This window comes from Streptomyces alkaliphilus, assembly GCF_014141535.1.
In the GTDB taxonomy this organism is placed as follows: domain Bacteria; phylum Actinomycetota; class Actinomycetes; order Streptomycetales; family Streptomycetaceae; genus Streptomyces; species Streptomyces alkaliphilus.
Genome location: NZ_VKHT01001664.1, coordinates 1 through 544, shown reverse-complemented (window position 1 = coordinate 544; position 544 = coordinate 1). Strand labels below are relative to the sequence as shown.

The 544-nt window shown below is 76.3% G+C and carries 1 protein-coding gene; it reads right to left on the bottom strand.

Going from position 1 to position 544, the window contains the following annotated elements; genetic code table 11:
* Positions 1–544 (bottom strand): chorismate-binding protein (locus FNQ90_RS26220; RefSeq protein WP_182608566.1); only part of this gene is annotated, 544 nt, incomplete at both ends.

The window sequence follows — 544 nt, the reverse complement described above, 5'->3', positions numbered from 1 at the left end:
GTTCCAGGGAGGTGGGGCGCGGGTCGCGGAGGGTTCCGGTGACGGTGGTGGACAGGTGCCACATCCCGGCGGTGCGCACGAGTCCGGGCCGCTCGGGTATCTCCAGTTCCTCGCACCACGGTTCGAGGGCGGCGCGGATGTCGGCGACGACGACGGCGTGTTCGTGCAGGTCCTTCGGGGAGTCCAGGAGGCGGGCGGCCCGGCGGACGTCCTCGGCCAGGTCGGGGCTGCGGGGGGTGGAGCCGGCCAGCGGGTTGGCGACCACCCGGTCGCCGGTGCGCGAGAGGAGGAGTTCGGGGCTGGCGCCGAGCAGGCTGCGGCCGGGAGCGGTGGGCAGTGCGAAGGTGTGGCCGGTGGGGTCGCGGCGCGCGAGACGGCTCAGGACCGCGGGCAGGTCGGGTGCGCGATCGGCCTCGAGTTCCAGGGTGCGGGCCAGGACGACCTTGCGGAGGTCGCCGGCGCGCATCCGGCGCACCGCCTCCGCCACGGCGGCGGTGTACCGGGCCGGTTCGGGAACGGGGCGGACCCGCCACCGCCCCTCGAC